Below are 16,371 nucleotides of genomic sequence, written 5' to 3'. Positions count from 1 at the left end.
AGTTTCGTGCCGACCTCGGGGGTCGTCACAGGTAGTCGGCGAGTTCCTCCAGCAGCTGCGCCTTCGGCTTGGCACCGACGATCTGCTTGACCGGCTCTCCCTGGGAGAACAGCAGCAGGGTCGGCACCGACATCACCTGGTAGTCCCGCGCGACACCGGGGTTCTGGTCGATGTCCAGCTTGGCCACGGTGATCTTGTCCTCGTGCTCGGAGGCGATCTCCTCGAGCACGGGGGCGACCATCTTGCAGGGGCCGCACCAGGTGGCCCAGAAGTCGACGAGGACGGGTTTGTCGCTGTTGAGTACCTCACTCTTGAACGAGTCGGAATCGACGGTAACCGGCTTGGCCGACATGTGCTCTCCTTTTCGGTGTTCGGCTCGGTACGGGTGATGGCCCGGCAACCCCGCCGGGGTCCACCGGGGTCTCCCGGCGGACGGCCCGGGGAGGCGCCGCCATCGTCATCAGCGGGCCGCGGCCGTGTCCGTTCCCACGGTGGGTCCGTAGCCGCCTCCGACGAGGTCGCTGCTGACCTCGGCCTCGGAGGAGGCGTGCTGGGTGGCCAGCCACCGCTCGGCGTCGATGGCCGCCGCACAGCCCGAGCCGGCGGCGGTGACCGCCTGCCGGTAGGTCTTGTCCACCAGGTCTCCGGCGGCGAACACGCCGGGCAGGGAGGTGGCTGTGGTGGGTTGGTGCACCCGCACGTAGCCCTCCTCGTCGACCTCGACCTGGTCGGAGACCAGCGTGCTGCGCGGGTCGTGGCCGATGGCCACGAACATGCCCGTCACGGCCAGCTCGGACTCGGCACCGGTGACGGTGTCGCGCACCGTCAGCCCCGATACGGTGCCCTGGCCGTTGACCGCGGTGACCACGGTGTTGGTGCGCCAGTGGATCTTCTCGTTGGCCCGGGCGCGGTCGAGCATGATGCGGGAGGCGCGGAACTCCTCACGACGGTGGATGATCGTCACCGACCGGGCGAACCGGGTGAGGAAGGTGGCCTCCTCCATGGCCGAGTCCCCGCCGCCGACCACGGCGATGTCCTGGTCCCGGAAGAAGAACCCGTCGCAGGTGGCGCAGGAGGACACTCCCCGGCCGAGCAGCTGCTCCTCCCCGGGCACGCCGACGTAGCGGGGAGCCGCGCCCATGGCCAGGATGACCGCCCGTGCCCGGTGCTCGACCCCGTCGGCGACGACGGTCTTGACCGGTCCGCTCAGGTCGATCCGGCTGACGTCGGTGGTGCGCAGTTCGGCCCCGAAACGGTGTGCCTGGGAGCGGAACTGTTCCATGAGCTCGGGGCCCATGATTCCGTCGGAGAAGCCGGGGTAGTTCTCCACCTCGGTGGTGTTCATCAGTTCCCCGCCGTACTGGACTCCCTCGAAGACCAGCGGCTGCAACTCGGCCCGTGCCGCGTACACCGCGGCGGTGTAGCCGGCCGGTCCCGAGCCGACAATGATCAGATTCCGGACGTCGCCCGTCACCGCGCCCCTTCCCTCGGTAGCGTCCGCGCGGGTTCGGTGTGCCCGCGCTTGTTCGTCAACGCGATACTAGGTCCCGGTTGTTCCCGAGCCGTCCTCACGCGTGCCCCCACCCACATGGTGGACGGGGTCAGTCACCCACGATCGTGTCCGAGAGCGTGGCCGGGTTCCCCGGGCCGCACTCCGGCCCCACGGCCAGCAGCCGGAACGTGCCGACCTCACCGGTGGGCAGAACCAGCAACTGGGCGCGACGCCCGTTGAAGACGATCTCCTCGGCCCCCAGCGGCGTGCCCGTGGTGACTCCGTTCGCCCGTAAACACGCCATCAGGCTCTCCGGGGCGAGCAGGTTGTCCACGTACTCCTCGGAGGAGAGCACCTCGCCGAACTGCTTGCCGTCGAGCTCGAGGCGTTCGCCGGTCAGTGCCAGCGGCCCTTCGGAGGCCGAGGACGTGCCGCTCCCGTTCTCACCCGGCGACTGTTCCGCCCGGTGGCTCTCCCGCTCCTGCCCCGGGTACTGGGTGACCAGCAGCACTCCGAGCACGGCCGCCGCTGCCGCGGCCAGTCCGGCCCCGAGCACGAGCCCGCGCCCGCGTCGGCGTCCCCGGGCCCGTGCGAGGGGGGTGACGCCGCCGGAGGACGCCGCCTCCTCCCCGGCGGGAGGTTCCCCTTCCCCGGTGGGCAGGGGCTCGGCGGCCAGGGCGTCCTCGACGCGTGTGGCCACGTCCCCGGGGATCTCGACGTCGGGGCAGGAGGCCAGGTCCTGCCTGGTCCGTTCCAGGGCCGTCAACACCGCCCGTGCCCGCGGGTCCTCCTCCGTCACGGGCCGGACTTCTCCGGCCGTCTCCTCGTCGAGGGCTCCCGCGTGCAACTCGGCCAACACGTCCGGGGACCAGTCCGGGTCCCGAGGTGTCCCGGCACTCAGTTCCTCGCCACTCATCGTCCCTCCTGTCGACGTGTGGCCATGTCCGCCTCTGGGACGATCTCGTCCGTGGTCGGGTTCCTCAGGTGACCGAGAAGTTGCGCGAGTTTCAACCGACCGCGTGCACAGCGGCTTTTGACGGTTCCCTCGGCCGCTCCGAGCATCCGCGCCGCCTCCGAGACCGGATAGCCCTCGACGTCGACGAGCACCACGGCGGCCCGCTGCTCCTCGGGGATCCGGGAGAGGGCCTGGTCCACGACCATCCGGGTGTCGTGTTCGGCGATCGTGTCGTGCGGATGGGCCGGTTCGGCCGGGCCGCTGTCCGCGAGCGGAACGGTGGCCCGTACCCGCTGCCTGCGCATGCGATCGAGGCAGGCGTTCACGACTATCCGGTGCAGCCAGGTGGTGACCCTGGACTCGGAACGGAAGGAGCCCGCGTTGCGGAACGCGGAGATCATCGCTTCCTGCAGCGCGTCGGCGGCTTCGTCCGGGTCCCGCATCGTGCGCAGTGCCACGGACCACAGCCGGTCGCGATGCCGCCGGAATAGCTCGGAGAAGGCCTGCCGGTCCCCACGGAGATGGGCCTTCAGGAGGTCGGCATCCGAACTGGCGGTTTCAGACACGTCACGCACCCTACTGATCACGTGACAGCACACATCCACCAGATCGGCGATATCCCGGGACGAACTCACCCCACCGGGTCAAGCCGAGCGGCTCAGGCCGGTGGGGGCGTTCCGAACGGTTCGATCTCGTCGATCTGGGAGCTGTAACCGTCCTCGGTGGAGAGCTTCGTGATCCACACGAGCACGTGCGAGGTGCTCTCGTCCGCCTCGACGGGGATCGAGGTGGTCCCCTCGTCGAGTTCACCGCTGCCGATGACCTCCGCCTCGGAGAGACTCGGCGAGGTGTCCGAGGCGGCGCGGATCTCGACCTCCGTCCCCGGGCTGGGGGAGGTGATGTCCACCTTGGTGAGTTCGGCGGGGTCGTCCAGGGTGAGGATGATCCCGATCCCGTTCTTGAACCCGGTGCCCAGCTGGTCGTTGTACCGGTCGGTCTGCCAGTGCGTGGCCGGGTCCCCGTCGTGGACCCGGTCCACCTCGTCCCGGTGGTCGCGGTCCCGCTCGGTGACGAACACGTCCGCGTCGGACACCGAGACCGGCCGTGGCTCGGGGGCGGCCTCGGAGGTCTCGCGGCTGGTGGAGCCGCGTTCGTCGGGATTCAGCACCACGGGAGGACCGGAACTCTCCGTGGGACCGAGGAACATTCCGAGCACCCGGACCGCGATCCACCCGAGCACCACCACCGTGAGCACCGCCAGCACGCTCACGCTGAGTGCCAGCTTGCGTCTGCGGCCCGGGTCCGGCTTGGGGTCCTCCCTGCTCCACACCTCGCCGCGTGCGGCGGGATCCCCGCCGCCGGTGGCCGCGTGGGCGGCGGTGGACTCGGCCTCCTGCTGGGCGTACTGCTCCAGCACCCGCAGCACCGCGGCGCCCGTGCGCACCCCGCCGGTGGTGCCGTGGTACTCGGGACTGCCGAGCGCCCTGGTCGCCACCGTGGACAGTTCCATGGGGACGGCGGGACGCAGCGTGCGGGGAGCCACCGCGTTGCCGTCCGAGTCGGCCGGGGCCGAGGAGATCCCCTCGGGAGTCCCGGCCAGGGGCCAGCGGGCGGTCAGCAGCAGGTACAGCACCGCGCCGAGCCCCCGGACGTCGTCCCCGGAACTGGCGCGGGGCATCGGGCCGGGAAAGGCCAACCTGATCTCCCCGGAAGCGGTGACCCGCACCCGCTGGGGATGGTCGATCCCCAGCACCAGCCCCGCGTGGTGGGCGGCCTCCACGGCCCCGGCCAACGGTTGCAGCAGACGCGCCGCCGCCCCCGGGCTCAGCGGACCGTCCGAGATCAGCTCGCCCAGGTCGCTGCCGTGGGTCCACTCGGCCACCACGATCCCGAGCACGCTCTCCGGGTCGTTGGGCGAGGTGTGCACCACGTCGAGCACCCGGGCCACGCCGACGTGGTTGAAGGTGCTCGCGTGCATCGCCCGTTCGAGGGTGCGCCGGGCGTTGCCCGCCTGTTCCGCGTCGGCCCGGTCCCCCACCACCACGGTCAGTGCCACGTCGCGGCCGAGCACACCGTCCTTGGCGCGCCAGAGCTGGGCGTTGCAGCGGCTGTCCCAGCCGATCTTGGCGAGCAGCCGATAGCGTCCGTGGTCGAGCACCGCTCCCGGTGCGAGCTGCGGATCCGAGTGCGCCGGACTCGTGGTGGTCTCCCGGTGCGCACCCTCGTCGTGCTGGTTGGTGTACTGCTGTCCGGCACCCGCCTGCCCGGTCGGTTCTCCGCTCACCTGCCGTCTCCCGATTCTTCCCGTCGGCGACAACCCGCCGAACGCGCTCCCCGCTCGTGCCAGGGGCGTCCGCAGCCCGAGACAGCTGCCGTGCTCGTAGGCCCCGCCCTAGAGACTCCCCGTCCGAGAGTACGTGACGCCGCCGTCAGCGGCGACGCAGCAGACCGGTGATTCGGTCGAACGCGGGGCGCAGTTCGGACACCCGCAGCAGCCACATCACACCGAACACGGCGACGAGTCCGGTGACACCGCCGAGTACCAGCTGCGCCCACCCGGTCACCGGTCCGGCGGGGAGCACGCCGTGCAGGGCGCGACTGACCAGCCAGGCCAGCACGCCCCCCGCCACCGAGGCGACCAGGGTCCGACCGAGGGTGTCCAGGAACCGCCCGCTTCCGAGCGGACCCAGCCGGTGGCGCAGCCACAACTCCCCGACCAGGGAGCCGACCACGAAGGTGAACGAGTTCGTGAAGGCCAGGGCGACGACCACGTCCCCGGAGGGGACCAGCTCCCCGACCGCGACGGCCATCAGCACCTTGACCACGGTCATCACGACCATGATCAATGTGGGGGTGCGGGCGTCCTTGAGGGCGTAGAAGGCCCGCATCTGCATCATGGTGATCGCGAACGGCAGCACCCCGAAGGCCGAGGCGGCCAGCGCGATCCCCAGCTGTTCGGTGGAGCCGCTGCCGTCCCGCACCGAGAACAGCGCCACCGCCGTGGGCACCCCCAGCGCGGTCATCATCGCGCTGATCGGCAGCAGCGAGACCGTGGACATCCTGTTGCCCAGGGACAGGTCGTCGATCATCCGTGCGTGGTCCCGGTCGGCGGCCGCCGCGCTCATACGCGGCAGGATCGCCGTCATCACCGAGAAGCCGATCACGCCGTAGGGCAGTTGCAGCAGCATCCACGTGTAGTTGTAGATGGACCAGGCACCCGGGTCGGAGGCGGTGGCCACCCTGGACAGCGACAGCAGCCCGATCTGGCTAACCCCGACGTAGCCGAGCATCCACAGCGTCATCCCGCCGAACTCGGACAGCCGCGAGTCCCACCCGAGCCGCGGGCGGAAACTCAGCCCGGTCCGCCGCAGGGCGGGCAGCTGCACGCAGGCCTGGGCGAGCACACCGCAGGTGACCCCGATCCCCAGGGTCAGCAGGTGGGCGTCGCTCATGCGAACCGGGTTCAGGGTCAGTTCCCCGGGCAGCGCCCGGTAGATCACCAGGGTGACCAGGATGACCACGTTGTTGACCACCGGTGCCCACGCCGGTGGTCCGAAGACGCGTTTGGACTGCAGCAGGGCGCCGAACAGGGCGCTGGCCCCGTAGCACGCGATCTGGGGAAGCAGCAGGTAGGCCAGGGCGGTGGCCAGCTCGGGACTGGCCTTGTCCCCGTCGCCCATGTACAGCCACACCAGCGCCGGCGCCAGCAGCATGGACAGCAGCGTCCCCACGGCCAGCACCAGCCCCGCCGCGCCGAGCAGCTTCTGGACGTAGGCCCGTCCGCCGTCCGCGTCGGACTTCTGCGCCCGCACGAGCACGGGCACGATCACACTGGTGAGCACCCCGCCGATGAGCAGCTCGAAGATGCTGGTGGGCAGGGTGTTCGCCACGGTGAAGGAGTCGTTGACCACCCCGAAGCCCACGGTGTAGGCCAGCACCAGTTTCCAGCCGAAACCGGTGATCCGACTGACCAGCGTGGCCACGGCCATCGAACCGCTGGCCCGCAGCAGGGACTGCTTGCCCGAACCGCCGTCGTCCCGCGTCGTCTCCGGGGACTCGGCGGTCCCGTCTCCGTGCGACTCGGCCACCTGGGGGATCACCTCGGTGTGTTGTTCGGGGCGCGCCTCGTCCACCACTCGGCCGAACACGGGGATCGGTTGGGTCGTTTCGGTCGGATCGCCGGAGGAGCCGTCCCCGCCGAACGGTGGCGTGGGCGCCGGTCCGGCCACCCGCGGAATCGGCTCGGTGGGATGAGCCGTTTCCGCGCCGGCCTCCCCGGGCCGGAGCGCCTCGGCGCGCTCGTCTCCGTTCACCAACTCAGATCCTTCGTTCGGTGTGCGCCCCCGTGCGTGTGCGACCCGGCCAGGTTAGCCGAGCGGCACCCGTGGAGTCGCTCGCGTCCGGAGGCAGGTCGCCGAGGGGGTGACTCACCGGGCCCGCCGTGTGCGGGAGAGGCGGGCCCGTGCGTGGACGTTCCGCCGTGTCACCTTCTCAGTCCCGCCGCGGATCACCGTCGGCGGTCGGTTCCTCGGCGGGGGGAGCCTCCTCGTCGGCGGCCCGGGGGCCGTCCCCGTCGGGGATCTCCCGCCCGGAGGACGCCTCGGGACCGGCCGGGTTGGCCTCCTCCGCTGTGGCCTCGCTCTCCCCCGGCGTCGAGGGGTCGGTTCCGCCGTCGCCGCGGGAGCGGAACCGGCGCACGATGCGGCGCGCCGACAGCAGCACCAGCAGCGCGGCACCCGTGACCGTGAGGATCACGGGAACGGTGCCGTAGGCGTTCGAGTCCACCCGCATCCGCCTGGTCTGGCCGAGCTTGGTGCCGCCCTCGGTGCGCAGCGTCACGTCGACGGTGAACTTGCCCGACCGTTCGACCGTGGTCTCCGGCAGGAAGGGTCTGCTCCCGTTCGCGGGCACCCTGAGCACCCCGAGGTCGTCCACCCGCACACCCGGCGGGGTGTCCACGTGCAGCCTGAACCGCACGTTGACCGGGAGGTCGTTGCGCACCGTGACCGGGATCTTGCTGTTCGAGGAGGTCAGGGTGATCTGCCAGTCGAAGTCGGCGATGTGGACCCCGTTCAGCACCCCCTCCACCGTGCGGGCCGCGATCTCCACCCACCGGGCCGCGGCCCGCTCGTTGCCGCGCCAGGCGCTGGAGGCACCGTGCAGCAGTCCGTTGCGCAGCGGTGTGGTCACGCTGGCCGGGTCGACGTTCAGCGCGGGCTCCCGCTCGGAGGCACCGAACAACTGGCCCACCCTGTAGTTCTGCGCCGCCAGGTCGTCCAGCACGGAGCGGGGAATCTCCCGCCGCGCGCTGCTCCCCGGGTAGGTCAGCGCGACCGGGGACGCGGAGTCGCCCGCCGCCGAGGCGGAGGTTCCCGAGGGGGAACCGCCCTCGTCCCGCTTCGCAGCGGACTCCTCGGGAAGCGGCACGGGGCGCACGAAGCCCGCCTCGTCCAGCGCCTTCAGTCCGTCCAGGAAACCGTCCACCTCGTCGCCGTCCAGGTCCCACCGCCGGGGCGGGGCGACGAGCGTGGTGCTGTCCACGGTGGCCACGGTGCTGCGGAAGGCCAACGCGGAGAGACCGTTGAGCACCGACGGTGTCCCGTCCCCCACGGGAGCGGTTCCGGTCGAGCCCCCCGCCTGCTGTCCCCGGGCGGGGTTCAGGGCGTCGGCCACCAGCGGGTCGACCAACCGGGCCGTGGGGGTGTAGTCCCGGCCATCGGTACGCACCCGCACCGGTTCCAACGAGCCGGCGGGGGCCGCCAGCGACTCGGGGTGCATCAGCACGGTGCGCACCGGCGTGTCGGCCAACCGGGAGGCCGTGGCACCGTCGAGCGCGCCGTCGGCGGGCCAGAGCACGTCCTCGCGCACCCGGACACCGAGTTCACGCTCCACCAGCGCGCCGCCGTCCAGCGAGCCCCGCAACAGGTCGGGCAGCCCAGCACGGGTGAGGGCGACCACGTCCGCGTCGCTGTAGGGGAGGGCGATCACACAGCGTCCCCGCACGGTGTCCCGCAGCTCGTCCAGCCAGCGTTTCGCCGCTTCCGCGCCGCTTCCGGCGACGAGCTCGTCGTCCTCGCCGCGCACCTGGTACCCCCCGGCCATGGCCCGGGCCGTGACGATCAGGTCGGGGTCGATGACCAGGCAGATCCCCTCGCCCAGCTTCGAGTCGGCGGGAGCCTTCTCGGAGACGGAGCGGACCAGTTCGAACAGGCGTCCCCCGGGGGCCAGCGTGGTGGCCAGCCGGTCGTCGGTGAGGATCGTCGGCCGCCCGGGCAGCTGTTCCTGGGCCAGGTGGGGGCGGTCCACCAGCGGGATCAGCGTGGTGATCCGCGTGCTCTGCTCCGGCGGCGTGGCCGAGCGCCCCGGCAGGGAGAGCACGGGCAGCATGAAGCGCTCGGTGGCCACGCGGGCCCTGCGCCGTGGGGCCAGGTCCCCGTTGACGTTCAGCAGCAGCGGGTACACCCCGGGGCGGTCGACGCCCAGCCCGTCCGGGCCGTTGCCGGTCAGCTCGACGCGCAGCTCGAACCGGGAGCGCTGTCCGGGGCCGATGCGCTCGGCCACCGTGGTGAAGTGGGTGCGGGTGGAGGTCGTCGCGTTCGCGCGCAGCGCCGTGACCAGGCTGGCGCGTGTGGCTCTCGGCTCGCCCCGCTCCAGCCGCATCTGCAGGTCGCTGACCGGCCGACCGCCGGTGTTGTACAGCGCCCCGCTGATTCTGAGCGTCTTCCCGGAACCCTCGCGCACCACCTCGGGCGTGACCGAGGACACGTCGATGCTGATCCGTCCGTCCGACTGCGCGCCTGCCGGGGGCACCACGGGGGTGAGCACCGTCAGCAGCGCCCCCACCACGAGAACCAGCGCGGTTCTCAGCGGTGTGCGCACGCGCGCGGGGACCCGGGGGAACGCGTTGCCCGGCCGTGGGCTCATCCGTGCTCCGTCCAGCTGCCGAACTCCAGGTCGTCCGGACCGCGCCCGAACAACGCGATCGCGTGCCGCACGAGCCTGCGCTCGTCGGCATAGGCCAGAACCCCGTCCAGCTCACCCAGCGGCACCCATGCCACCTCGGTGACCTCCACGTCCTCGTCGGAAAGCTCGCCGCCCACGGCCACGAGCAGGAAGTGGTGCACGGTCTTGTGCACCTTCCTGTTGTCGGCCACGAACCAGTAGTCGATTGTCCCGATCGGGCGAATGACCCGTCCGATGATGCCGGTCTCCTCGGCCACCTCGCGGACGGCGGTCTCCTCGGGGGTCTCCCCCGGTTCGATGTGTCCCTTCGGCAGCGACCACAGCAGTCGTCGTTGACGGTCCAACCTCCCGATCACGGCGGCGTGTCGTTGCGACGCGTCGACCACCAGCCCGCCCGCCGACGTCTCGTCCACCGTCCGCAACCTGCGTCGCCGGCGCGGGCTCCGACGCTTCGGTCTGGATCCGCCGGAACCACCGGGCGAGGGAGGCATACGACCGATGGTAATGCGATTCGGCGGTCAACCGTCGTTGTCGACGACGCACCGTCGTCCGCCGTGTCGCACGACCACCCCGTCCCCCGCCCGGGTCGTGGAGCGGACCGGACACCGCCGATCCTGGCATCGTCGCGGAACGTGTTCACGGGTGGTCGCGCTCGACCGGGCGGCGACGGAACGGTGACGGTCACCGGGGCGGGAGAGGCGGTCGATACCCTGGTTCACCGTGGCCCCATCCGTGTTCGACCCCGCCGAGTCCGACTACGGCCCCTCCGAGCCCCCCGCGCGGGCGACGGTCTCCGACGCCGAGGCCGCGCGCACGGTGCAGCGCAACGCGATCGAGGAACTGCTGCGCCGGGCACCGGTGGTGGAGGAGCTGGCACGGCTGTTCGCCGCCGCGGGATTCTCGCTCTACATCGTGGGCGGCAGCGTCCGGGACGCGCTGCTGGGCCAGGTCGGCGCGGACCTGGACTTCACCACCGAGGCACGACCCGAACGGGTGCTGGAGCTGCTCGACGGCTGGGCCGAGACCGTCTGGGACACCGGGATCGAGTTCGGAACCGTCGGCGCCTACCGCAAGGGCACCACGGTCGAGATCACCACCTTCCGCGCCGACACCTACGACCGCTCCAGCCGCAACCCCGAGGTGGTCTTCGGCGACTCGATCGACGGGGACCTGCTCCGCAGGGACTTCACCGTCAACGCGATGGCCGTGGAGCTCTCCCGGCGCGAGTTCGTCGACCCCCACGGCGGCCTGCGGGACGTGATCCGGCAGTGGCTGGACACCCCCGCCCCGCCCGAGGAGTCCTTCGCCGACGACCCGCTGCGGATGATGCGCGCCGCGCGGTTCGCCGCCCAACTCGGTTTCGACCCCACGCAGCGCGTGCTCACCGCGATGCGCGAGATGGCGGCCGAGATCGCACGCATCACCCCCGAACGCGTGCAGACCGAGCTGTCCAAGCTCCTGTGCGGCCAGTACCCCCGCAAGGGGGTGGAGCTGCTGGTGGACACGGGGCTGGCCGACCACGTGCTGCCCGAGCTTCCCGCCATGAGGCTGGAGATCGACGAGCACCACCAGCACAAGGACGTGTACCTGCACTCGCTGGTGGTGCTGGACCAGGCCGTGGAGCTGGAACGGGCCGCCGACCCCGACGGGGAGCCTGACCTGACGCTGCGGCTGGCGGCCCTGCTGCACGACATCGGCAAGCCCGCGACGCGTCGCTTCGAACCGGGCGGCGGAGTCAGTTTCCACCACCACGAGGTGGTCGGCGCCAAGATGGCCCGCAAACGGCTGCGGGCACTGCGTTACTCCAAGGAGATCGTCTCCGACGTCTCCGACCTCGTCTACCTGCACCTGCGCTTCCACGGTTACGGCGAGGGGAACTGGACCGACTCGGCCGTGCGGCGCTACGTCAACGACGCGGGTCACCTGTTGCAGCGGCTGCACAAGCTCGTGCGGGCCGACTGCACCACCAGGAACCGGCGCAAGGCGCGCGCGCTGCAACGCTCCTACGACGATCTCGAAGCGCGCATCCGGCGCATCGCCGAGGAGGAGGACCTGGCCAGGGTGCGGCCGGACCTGGACGGCAACGAGATCATCCGGTTGCTGGGCATCGAACCGGGGCCGCTGGTCGGCAAGGCCTGGCGGCACCTCAAGGAGCTCCGACTGGACCAGGGGCCGCTGGGACGCGAACAGGCGGTGGCCGAGCTGTACCGCTGGGCCCGCGAGCAGGGAGTCGAACCTCCTGAGGAGCTGGGGTGAGCCCGTCCGGGGGAACACGACCGTGGGGCGTGCGTCCCCCGGTACGACACCCGGTCACGTTACGGCGGTCCCGAAAGCCGGGAACGGGTGAGATCATGCCGGTGTGGGATCCGACGCGGACGTGAAACCGGGAACGCTGCTCGTGGCGGCGCCGACCCTGTACGACGAGAACTTCCGCCGCACCGTGGTGTTCGTCATCCACCACCACGAGGAGGGCACGCTCGGGGTGGTGCTCAACCGGCCGAGCGAGATACCGGTGGCGGACGTGCTGCCCAAGTGGGGGGAGTTCTCCAGCGAACCACGTTCCCTGTTCGTGGGCGGGCCGGTGGACCAGCGCACCGCCATCTGTCTCGCCACGCTGCGCACCGGCGTGGACCCCGAGAGTACGGAGGGAATCGTCGGTGTGGACGGACCGGTGGGACTGATCGACCTCGACGGCGACCCGGGGGAGCTGGCCGCGCGCACCCGGGGGCTCCGGTTCTTCGCCGGCTACGCCGGGTGGGGGAAGCAGCAGCTGGAGAGCGAGATCGACCGGGGTGACTGGCACGTGATCCCCGCTCTTCCCGAGGACGTGATCGCCGCCTCCGCCACCGACCTGTGGGGACGGGTGCTGCGCCGGCAGGGGCCGCCGCTGGCCTTCCTGGCCACCCACCCCGGTGACGTCCAGCTGAACTGAGGACCCCCGCTGAGCCGTCCGGCCCGGGGAAGGATCACCGCCCCGAGAGGGAGGTGCTTTCGGTCGGGGAGCCGGAGTCCCGCGTGCCGAGCGCGGCCGCGCAACCTCCCGCCGCCGAGCAGATCCCGGCCGCGGCGCAGCCGCCACCCGCGGTGGCGGACCCCTCCGCGGACGCCCCCGCCCCGGCGGCGCACACCGAGCACCCCGAGTCCTCGGGCAGGAGTTCGGCCGCCCGGGCCCCGAGAACTCCCCCGGCCAGGATCAGCGCCACCGCGCCGAACGCTCCGACGCCGAGGACCAGCCAGCCCGTCGTGCCCGGTCCCAGGGCCGCGGCGAGCGGACCGGCGACCACGGCCGCCGCCGCCCCGGCGAGCACGGGGGGAGCGGCCACACGGTTGGCGAGGCGGAAACCGTCCTCACTGCGCAACGCGGCCGGGGTGCGCACCCCGACGTAACGGTTGCGCGGCAGCGTGCCGCGCAGCCCCCGCAGGCCCAGGGTCGCCGCGGCCGCTCCGAGCAGAACCAGGACCGCGCACAGGGTGATCAGGAATGCGAGCTCCACCCCGCCAGACTACGACCCCGTCCTCCGTCGCTGCCCGCGGCGCGACACACGGGTGCCCCGGAGCACATCGAGTGGAGCCGGTGCCCGTGGAGGTTTCTCGTGATCCGGTGGGTCGTCCGTCGAGAGTCCGTTCCGGGTTCCCGAACCTTCTCGCGTGCGTAGCTCGATCAGCGTGGCGACTCTCCCGGCTCCGCCGGGCGCGCTGTCATATGCGGAGCGGTTGACCCCGCAGGGGGAGGTATCCCGGCCCCACCGGGCGTGCTACCCACCGGTTATCCTGGTGACGTGGCCGACACCCGACTTCTTGCCATGCCGCGCTGAGGCGACAGGTTCCTCGGCGCGGCGACCCCTCATGCCCGGACCGGGATGGGGGGTTTTTGGCTTTCGGGGCGGAACACCGGACGGTCGTCGGAGAGTGCGGAGGCGAGTCCGGGCGACGAACTAGGGAAGGAAACGCACACGATGAGTGGCGCGGAACGGAACTCTCAGAGCACGGAAGGCACGGGCACCGACGACACCCCTCCCTTCCGCTACACCGCACGGCTGGCGGGCGAGATCGAGCGGGACTGGCAGCGACGCTGGGAGGAACTCGGCAGCTACCACGCCGCGAATCCGGTGGGGCCGCTGAGCGGGGAGCACGCCGCCGCCGAGAAACTGTTCGTGCAGGACATGTTCCCCTATCCCTCGGGGTCCGGGCTGCACGTCGGCCACCCGCTCGGGTTCATCGGCACCGACGTCTACGCGCGCTACCACCGCATGTTGGGGCGCAACGTGCTGCACACGATGGGCTTCGACGCCTTCGGGCTGCCCGCCGAGCAGTACGCGATGCAGACCGGCACGCATCCGCGCACCACCACCGAGAACAACATCGAGCGCTACCTGACCCAGATCCGGCGTCTCGGGCTGGGCCACGACGAGCGGCGCCGGGTGGCCACCACCGACGTCGACTTCTACACGTGGACGCAGTGGATCTTCCTGCAGATCTTCCACGCCTGGTACGACACCGAGGCCGACGGGGGACGCGGTCGGGCCCGCCCGATCAGTGAGCTGGAGGAGGAGTTCGCCTCCGGCACCCGCGCCACCCCGGACGGCACCCCGTGGAACGAGCTGAGCCGACGGGAGCAGCGTCGCGTCCTCGACTCCTACCGCCTGGCCTACCTCTCGGAGGCCCCGGTGAACTGGTGCCCCGGGCTGGGGACGGTCGTCGCCAACGAGGAGGTCACCTCGGAGGGGCTGAGCGAGCGCGGCAACTTCCCGGTGTTCCGGCGCAACCTCAAGCAGTGGATGATGCGGATCACCGCCTACGCCGACCGCCTCGTCGACGACCTGGACCGGCTGGAGTGGCCGGAGAAGGTCAAGACGATGCAGCGCAACTGGATCGGACGTTCCCAGGGTGCCGAGGTCCGCTTCCCCGTGGTCGGTCGGGACGAGACGATCGAGGTGTTCACCACCCGCCCGGACACCCTGTTCGGCGCCACCTACATGGTGCTGGCCCCCGAGCACCCGCTGGCCGACGGGATCGTCGCCGACCCGGACGGCTTCGCCGCCTGGCCGGAGGGCACGGACCCGCGTTGGACCGGCGGCTACGCCGGGCCCGCCGAGGCCGTGTCCGGCTACCGGCACACCGCCTCGACGAAGTCCGAGCTGGAACGGCAGGAGAACAAGGACAAGACCGGTGTGTTCACCGGGCTGTACGCGGTCAACCCGGTCAACGGGCAGCCGGTGCCCGTCTTCGTGGCCGACTACGTGCTGCTGAGCTACGGAACCGGGGCGATCATGGCGGTTCCCGGTCAGGACGAGCGCGACTGGGAGTTCGCCGAGGAGTTCGGCCTGCCGATCGTGCGCACGGTGCGCCCGCCGGAGGACTTCCAGGGCGGGGCCTACACCGGCGACGGGACCACGATCAACTCCTCCTCCGAGGACACGGGACTGAGCCTGGACGGGCTGACCGTGGACGAGGCCAAGAAGAAGATCGTCTCCTGGCTGGAGGAGAACGGCCACGGCAGGGGCAGCGTGCAGTACAAGCTCCGGGACTGGCTGTTCGCACGGCAGCGCTACTGGGGGGAGCCCTTCCCTATCGTCTACGACGAGGACGGCACCCCGCTGGGGCTTCCGGAGGACCAGCTTCCGGTGGAGCTGCCCGAGGTGGCCGAGTACTCGCCGCGCACCTACGACCCGAACGACGCGGACAGCAGGCCCGAACCCCCGCTGTCCAAGGCCGAGCAGTGGGCCGAGGTGGAGCTGGACCTCGGCGACGGGCTCAAGCACTACCACCGCGACACCAACGTGATGCCCCAGTGGGCCGGGTCGTGCTGGTACCAGCTGCGCTACATCGACCCGGACAACCACGAGCGGTTCGTGGACCCGGACAACGAGCGGTACTGGATGGGGCCGCGCCCCGACACCCACGGCGCGGACGACCCGGGCGGGCTGGACCTCTACGTCGGCGGGGTGGAGCACGCGGTGCTGCACCTGCTGTACGCGCGGTTCTGGCAGAAGGTGCTCTACGACCTGGGGCACGTCTCCGCCGAGGAGCCCTACCGGCGGCTGTACAACCAGGGCTACATCCAGGCCTACGCCTTCACCGACTCGCGCGGCGTCTACGTTCCCGCCGAGGAGGTGGAGGAACGCGACGGCAGGTACTTCTACGCCGGTGAGGAGGTCAACCGCGAGTACGGCAAGATGGGCAAGAGCCTGAAGAACTCCGTGTCCCCGGAGGAGATGGCCGACGCCTACGGGGTGGACACCCTGCGGCTGTACGAGATGTCCATGGGGCCGCTGGACGCCTCCCGTCCGTGGTCCACCAAGGACGTGATCGGCTCACACCGGTTCCTGCAACGACTGTGGCGCAACGTCGTCGACGAGAACACCGGCGAGGCCCGGGTGACCGAGGAGGAACCGGACGAGGAGCTGCTGCGCGCGCTGCACAAGACCATCGCCGGGGTGCGTGAGGACTACGACGGTCTCCAGTTCAACACCGCGGTGGCCAAGCTCATCGAGCTGAACAACCGGGTGACCAAGGCGTACTCCGGTACGGTGGGACCGCCGCGTGCGGTGATGGAACCGATGGTGCTGCTGGTGGCGCCGCTGACCCCGCACCTGGCCGAGGAGCTGTGGTCCCGGTTGGGCCACGAGCAGAGCCTGGTGCACGGGCCGTTCCCTGTGGCCGACGAGAACTACCTGGTCGAGGACACGATCGAGTACCCCATCCAGTTCAACGGCAAGGTGCGCTCGAAGATGACCGTCTCGGCCTCCGCCGAGCAGGACGAGCTGCGCGCGGCGGCACTGGCCGACGGCAGGATCAAGGAGCTGCTGGGCGGCGCGGAGCCGCGCAAGGTGATCGTGGTTCCCAACCGACTGGTCAACGTGGTCGGCTGAGCCCGCCCACCGCTCGGTCGTCGCCTTCGGGGCTCCGGTGCTCTCACTCGCACCGGAGCCCCGAACGTTCTCGCCGGAAACCCCGCTGC

12 protein-coding genes are annotated in these 16,371 nt (G+C 71.1%); 3 read left to right on the top strand and 9 right to left on the bottom strand.

The genetic code is table 11. The annotated features are described in order from the left end of the window. Positions 1-25: 25 nt before the first annotated feature. The 8 genes from trxA to CEP50_RS10310 form a co-directional block, all read right to left on the bottom strand. On the bottom strand, positions 26-352 hold the full coding sequence (gene trxA / locus CEP50_RS10345; RefSeq protein WP_019856144.1) for a thioredoxin: 327 nt from the start codon (positions 350-352) through the stop codon (positions 26-28). A gap of 108 nt (positions 353-460) precedes the next feature. Next, the gene (gene trxB, locus CEP50_RS10340; protein WP_106113733.1) at positions 461-1,474 is read right to left on the bottom strand and encodes a thioredoxin-disulfide reductase; all 1,014 of its coding nucleotides are present in this window, start codon (positions 1,472-1,474) and stop codon (positions 461-463) included. Positions 1,475-1,601: 127 nt separating this feature from the next. Further along, positions 1,602-2,408: a hypothetical protein gene (locus CEP50_RS10335; protein WP_106113732.1), complete on the bottom strand. Its 807-nt coding sequence runs from the start codon at positions 2,406-2,408 to the stop codon at positions 1,602-1,604. Continuing rightward, on the bottom strand, positions 2,405-3,013 hold the full coding sequence (gene sigM / locus CEP50_RS10330; RefSeq protein ID WP_106113747.1) for an RNA polymerase sigma factor SigM: 609 nt from the start codon (positions 3,011-3,013) through the stop codon (positions 2,405-2,407). Before sigM ends, CEP50_RS10335 begins: the two co-directional genes overlap by 4 nt. Before the next feature lie 92 nt (positions 3,014-3,105). Beyond that, positions 3,106-4,731 carry a protein kinase family protein gene (locus CEP50_RS10325; RefSeq protein WP_106113731.1) on the bottom strand — a complete coding sequence of 542 codons (1,626 nt, stop codon included), beginning with the start codon at positions 4,729-4,731 and terminating at the stop codon, positions 3,106-3,108. Between the two features lie 145 nt (positions 4,732-4,876). Next, positions 4,877-6,760: a murein biosynthesis integral membrane protein MurJ gene (gene murJ / locus CEP50_RS10320; RefSeq protein ID WP_106113746.1), complete on the bottom strand. Its 1,884-nt coding sequence runs from the start codon at positions 6,758-6,760 to the stop codon at positions 4,877-4,879. A 178-nt stretch (positions 6,761-6,938) separates the two neighbouring features. Continuing rightward, positions 6,939-9,371, bottom strand: coding sequence for a DUF6049 family protein (locus CEP50_RS10315; protein WP_106113730.1), 2,433 nt, complete (start codon positions 9,369-9,371; stop codon positions 6,939-6,941). Continuing rightward, entirely contained in the window at positions 9,368-9,901 is a 534-nt protein-coding gene (locus CEP50_RS10310; RefSeq protein ID WP_181188319.1) for an NUDIX hydrolase, read from the bottom strand. The genes CEP50_RS10315 and CEP50_RS10310 overlap by 4 nt, the downstream gene beginning before the upstream one ends. 325 nt (positions 9,902-10,226) lie before the next feature. On the opposite strand from CEP50_RS10310, the gene CEP50_RS10300 reads away from it, so the two are divergent. After that, positions 10,227-11,666 carry a CCA tRNA nucleotidyltransferase gene (locus CEP50_RS10300; protein WP_106113745.1) on the top strand — a complete coding sequence of 480 codons (1,440 nt, stop codon included), beginning with the start codon at positions 10,227-10,229 and terminating at the stop codon, positions 11,664-11,666. Positions 11,667-11,769: 103 nt separating this feature from the next. Continuing rightward, a complete protein-coding gene (locus CEP50_RS10295) occupies positions 11,770-12,342 on the top strand; it encodes a YqgE/AlgH family protein (RefSeq protein WP_106113727.1) in 573 nt (190 codons plus the stop codon). A gap of 34 nt (positions 12,343-12,376) precedes the next feature. Here the strand turns inward: CEP50_RS10295 and CEP50_RS10290 are convergent, their stop codons facing one another. After that, positions 12,377-12,904 carry an SdpI family protein gene (locus CEP50_RS10290; RefSeq protein WP_106113726.1) on the bottom strand — a complete coding sequence of 176 codons (528 nt, stop codon included), beginning with the start codon at positions 12,902-12,904 and terminating at the stop codon, positions 12,377-12,379. A 462-nt stretch (positions 12,905-13,366) separates the two neighbouring features. Here CEP50_RS10290 and CEP50_RS10285 point away from each other — a divergent pair, with 462 nt between their 5' ends. Then, positions 13,367-16,282 carry a leucine--tRNA ligase gene (locus CEP50_RS10285; protein WP_106113725.1) on the top strand — a complete coding sequence of 972 codons (2,916 nt, stop codon included), beginning with the start codon at positions 13,367-13,369 and terminating at the stop codon, positions 16,280-16,282. The last annotated feature ends 89 nt before the right edge of the window (positions 16,283-16,371 follow it).

Origin of the sequence: Actinopolyspora mortivallis (genome assembly GCF_003001495.1) — a bacterium.
GTDB classification, from domain to species: Bacteria; Actinomycetota; Actinomycetes; order Mycobacteriales; family Pseudonocardiaceae; genus Actinopolyspora; species Actinopolyspora mortivallis_A.
The sequence above is the reverse complement of the archived record's forward strand: the minus strand, read 5'-3'. Positions and strand labels throughout refer to the sequence as shown.